Below are 4730 nucleotides of genomic sequence, written 5' to 3'. Positions count from 1 at the left end.
ATCGTCACGTTGGGCCGGCTCTCGAAGATCATGCCGAAGACGCCAATCGGCACCCGCATTTGTCCGACCCGAATCCCGCTGGGCTGCTGCTTCATGCCGATGATTTCACCAATCAGATCGGGCATGGCGGCGAGCTGCTCACAGCCCTGGGCGATGGTCTCGATCACTTGGGGGCTGAGCTTGAGGCGATCCACCATGGGGGCCGACAGGCCCGCCGCCCGCGCGCGCTCAATGTCTTTGGCATTGTCTATTTGCAGCGCCTGCACATTGGCGCGCAACAACTCGGCCAATTTTCGAAGTGCTATGTTTTTAGTAGCTGTCTGCGCTTTAGCCATGAGGGCTGATGCGGTTTTTGCCTGAAACCCAAGGGTCTGGGTGTAGTCGGTGATGGTGAGCGCGTTCATGGCTTATTTTCTCACGGGATGACGCGCCTACCGCGCGCGTTGTGCGGGCGCGGGGACGGCGCATTGACTGCACAGCAGCATGGCCAGGCGATGCAGCGCCTGCCAGCCATCGGTCGGCCAGTCGGGCTGTTTCAGGCCTTTCACGATGCCGTCCACCTGGTGCGTTGCCTGCAGCAGATCGGCCAAGCTCGCGTCACTCAGGCGCGGCAGCACACGTTCAAACAAACGTTCTTTGGCGCCCCACACGCGCTGCTCACGCAGCGCCATGGGCATCGGGCGGCCTTGCGCCATGGCGTCTTTGACGCGCTTGAGGGCGCGAATGTCCTCGCTCAGCGTGTAGTGCACCAGCACCTCGGCCTCGCCCTCGGCCTGCAAGCCGTCCAGCATGCGCTGCACCCGCACGGTCTGGCCGGCCAGCACCGCGTCGGACAGTTTGAACACGTCGTAGCGCGCCACGTTCAAGACGGCATTCTCAATCTGGTCGAACGTCAGCTCGCCGGGCGCAAACAAGAGCGCGAGCTTCTGGATTTCCTGATGCGCCGCCAGCAAATTGCCTTCCACCCGGTCGGCAAAAAACTGCAAGGTGCGCTGCCCCTCTTCCCCAGCGGCCACGCGTTGGCCCTGATGGCTAAGCCGCTGCGCGATCCAGGGCGGCAGCGCGCTGCGCTCGACCGGCTCGACCTGCAGCGTGACGCCAAAACTCTCCAGCGCGCCGAACCAGGCACCGCCTTTGGTCAGTTTGTCGAGCCGCGGCAGCAGGATGAGGGTGAGCGTCGAATCATTGCCCCGGGATTGCTCGGCCAGCTGTTGAATCGCGCTACTGCCTTCCTTGCCGGGTTTGCCGGAAGGAATGCGCAGCTCGACAATTTGTTTGTCGGCAAACAGGCTCAGCGATCCGCCCGCCGCCAGCACCTCGCTCCAGTCGAAATGCGCACCGGCCACGGTATGCGAAGTGCGCTCGCTAAAGCCTTGGCTTCGGGCGAACGTGCGAATGGTGTCAAGCGCTTCCTGGATCAGCAGGGGCTCGTCGCCATGCAGGGTGTAAAGGCTTTTCAGGCCTTTCTGCAAGTGGTTGGCGAGTTGATTAGGGGCTAGCTGCATGGTTGACCGCCGCCAGGCGGCGTATGAGCTGCTGCACGATGTCGCTTTGCATGTCCCGGTACAACAGGCGTTCCTCGGCTTCCTTGGCCAGCACGGCGGATTCATTGAAGCTGATGTCGCGCTGCTGCAGAATTTCGGCGTCCGGCGTGAGCTCCACGCCATGCGGCGTGCGGACCCTGAATTTCACCCGGATGCGCAATTGAAACTCCCGCACCTGGCCCGAGCTGTTAACCCCGACCACGATTTTTTCACGCTGCTCCTGCAGGATGTCAAGCACCACCTGCGCCTGCGTCAGCGGCTCATTGGGCGCCAGCACATGCACGTTGCTGCCAAAAGATCGGCGCAACTCGATGGCCACCGCCCCGCCCGGGTTGGGCATGACGGCCAGGGTCGAGAAGGCATAGTTTTGGCTGCCGCGCAGCGTGAACCCGCAGCCCTGCAAAACCAGGCCGCTCAGGCTGGCCAAACCGAGCTGACCGAGCAAGGTGAAGACTGTGCGACGTTTCATGGTGCTGGCTTCAAACCACCAGATTGACCAGACGCCCCGGCACCACGATGACCTTCTTGGGCGCAGCACCTTCGGCCAGCTTTTGGAACACTTCGCTGTCCATCGCGGCGCGTTCAATTTCTTCTCTGGACGCGCCCGTCGGCACCACGATGGCGCCTCTGAGTTTGCCGTTGATCTGCAACATGAGCTCAATCTCGTCCTGCTCCAGCGCAGCTTCGTCCGCCTTGGGCCAGGGCGCGTCCAGCAAATCGCCATACTGGGCGCCATAGCCGAGCGCCTCCCACAGCGCATGCGTGAGGTGTGGCGTGGCGGGGTAAATGGAGCGCAGCAACATGGCGACACCTTCTCGCACCGCCGCCTGGCTGCCCTTGGAGCCATCGTTCTTGAAGTATTCCAGGGCATTGAGCAGTTTCATCGCGCCCGACACCACCGTGTTGTATTGCATGCGCTGGTAGTCATAGTCAATTTGCTTGAACACCGTGTGAATTTCAAGCCGAAGGGCTTTCGCTTCTTTGCTGAAATTTATATCTTTTAGGGCTGCAGCCGCCGTCACACCTTCATGAGCAGCTTCGATATTGATAGCAGACTGCTTGACGCCAAAGTTCCAGAGACGGCGCAAGAAGCGGTAGGAACCTTCCACTCCCGCATCGTTCCACTCCAGCGTGGCCTCGGGCGGGGCGGTGAACATGGTGTACAGGCGCGCGGTGTCGGCACCGTATTTTTCAATCAAGTCCTGCGGGTCGACCCCGTTGTTCTTGCTCTTGCTCATGGTGCCCACACCCTCGTAGGTGATGCGCGTGCCGGCCGGCAGGTCACCCTTGGCTTGCCTGAGCTTGGCACCGGTCACCTTGCCCGATGCATCCTGAATGTCTTCCACCTCATGCGGCCAAAAATACTCGATGCCGCCCTTGTCGGCCTTGCGCGAGTAGATGTGATTGAGCACCATGCCCTGGGTCAGCAGCTTGGTGAAGGGCTCATCCACTTTCACCAGCCCCAGGTCACGCATCACCTTGGTCCAGAAGCGCGCGTACAGCAGGTGCAGGATGGCGTGCTCAATGCCGCCAATGTACTGGTCCATCGGCATCCAGTAGTCGGCGCCCTCGGCCACCATCTGGTCGGCATTCTTCGGGTCGCAGTAGCGCATGTAGTACCAGCTGGAGTCGACGAAGGTGTCCATGGTGTCGGTCTCGCGCCGCGCGCTGACGCCACAAATGGGGCAGACGACACCGGCATGGAAGCCTTCGTGCTTGTGCAGCGGGTTGCCCGAGCCATCGGGTACGCAATCGAGCGGCAGCACCACCGGCAAGTCCTTCTCGGGCACCGGCACGGCGCCATGTTGCGGACAATGAATGATGGGGATCGGCGTGCCCCAATAGCGCTGGCGGCTGACGCCCCAGTCGCGCAGGCGCCAGGTCGTTTTTTTCTCGCCCAGACCCTTGACTTGCAGGGCGTGGCTCACGGCGTTGACCGCGTCCTGGTAGGGCAAACCACTGAAACTGTCGGAGTTGATGGTGACGCCGCGCTGCTTGTCTCCATACCAGTCTTGCCACTGGTCATAGTCGTATTCCAGACCATCCACCAGCACCACCTCCACGATGTCAATGCCGTACTTCTTGGCAAAAGCAAAGTCGCGTTCGTCGTGCGCGGGCACCCCCATGACCGCACCGTCGCCGTAACTCATCAGCACGTAATTGCCGACCCAGACTTCGATTTGGCATCCGTTCAGGGGGTGCGTCACGTACAGGCCGGTGGCCATGCCCTCTTTTTCCCTCACCGCCAGCTCCGCTTCGGTGGTGCCGCCTTTTTTGCACGCCTCAATGAAAGCGGCCAGTTTCGGCTGGGTCCGGGCGGCGTGCGTGGCCAGCGCATGCTCGGGCGCAACCGCGCAAAAGGTGACGCCCATGATGGTGTCAGCGCGGGTGGTGAAGACATACATGCGGCCTTCATCAATCAACTCGCCAGCTTCATCCCGAATGTCATGCGGGAAGGCAAAGCGCACGCCCTCGCTCTTGCCAATCCAGTTTTCCTGCATCAGCTTGACGCGCTCGGGCCAGCCCGGCAGACCGGTCTGCACCTGCTCCAGCAACTCCTCGGCGTAATCGGTGATCTTGAGGTAGTAGCCGGGAATCTCGCGCTTTTCCACCACGGCACCGGTGCGCCAGCCCTTGCCGTCGATCACCTGCTCATTGGCCAGCACGGTCTGGTCCACCGGGTCCCAGTTGACCACCTGAGTCTTGCGGTAGGCGATGCCTTTTTCCAGCATCTTCAAAAACAGCCACTGGTTCCACTTGTAATAACTGGGGTCGCAGGTGGCCACTTCGCGGCTCCAGTCGATGGCCAGGCCCATGGCCTGCATCTGCTGCTTCATGTAGGCGATGTTCTCGTAGGTCCACTTGGCCGGCGGCACGCCGTTCTTGAGTGCCGCGTTCTCGGCCGGCAGGCCAAAGGCATCCCAGCCCATCGGCATCAGCACGTTGTAGCCGTTCATGCGCAGGTAGCGCGTGAGCATGTCGTTGATGGTGTAGTTGCGCACATGGCCCATGTGCAGCTTGCCGCTGGGGTAAGGCAGCATGGAGCAGGCGTAGAACTTCTTTTTGGAAGCATCTTCCGTCACGCGGTAGGCATCCACCGCCGTCCAGTGGCTGTGAGCGGCTTTTTCGACGTCGAGATGGTTGTATTTTTCTTGCATTTGGATTCACTCTCAGGCGATCAGGGGG

At 61.3% G+C, this 4730-nt stretch carries 3 protein-coding genes and 1 pseudogene; all 4 read right to left on the bottom strand.

The genetic code is table 11. The annotated features are described in order from the left end of the window. Positions 1-404 (bottom strand): annotated as a pseudogene (locus tag B3V69_RS09700) (gamma-glutamyl-phosphate reductase); the annotation flags it as partial. 27 nt (positions 405-431) lie between these two features. Next, positions 432-1505: a DNA polymerase III subunit delta gene (gene holA / locus B3V69_RS09695; protein ID WP_296446036.1), complete on the bottom strand. Its 1074-nt coding sequence runs from the start codon at positions 1503-1505 to the stop codon at positions 432-434. Next, complete coding sequence (gene lptE, locus B3V69_RS09690; RefSeq protein ID WP_296446035.1) at positions 1489-2013, bottom strand: LPS assembly lipoprotein LptE; 525 nt, start codon at positions 2011-2013, stop codon at positions 1489-1491. Before lptE ends, holA begins: the two co-directional genes overlap by 17 nt. 10 nt (positions 2014-2023) lie before the next feature. Next, complete coding sequence (gene leuS / locus B3V69_RS09685) at positions 2024-4702, bottom strand: leucine--tRNA ligase (protein ID WP_296446033.1); 2679 nt, start codon at positions 4700-4702, stop codon at positions 2024-2026. Positions 4703-4730: the final 28 nt, after the last annotated feature.

This window comes from Rhodoferax sp. UBA5149 (assembly GCF_002413825.1).
GTDB lineage: Bacteria > Pseudomonadota > Gammaproteobacteria > Burkholderiales > Burkholderiaceae_C > Rhodoferax.
This window is presented reverse-complemented; position numbering and strand designations above follow the sequence as displayed.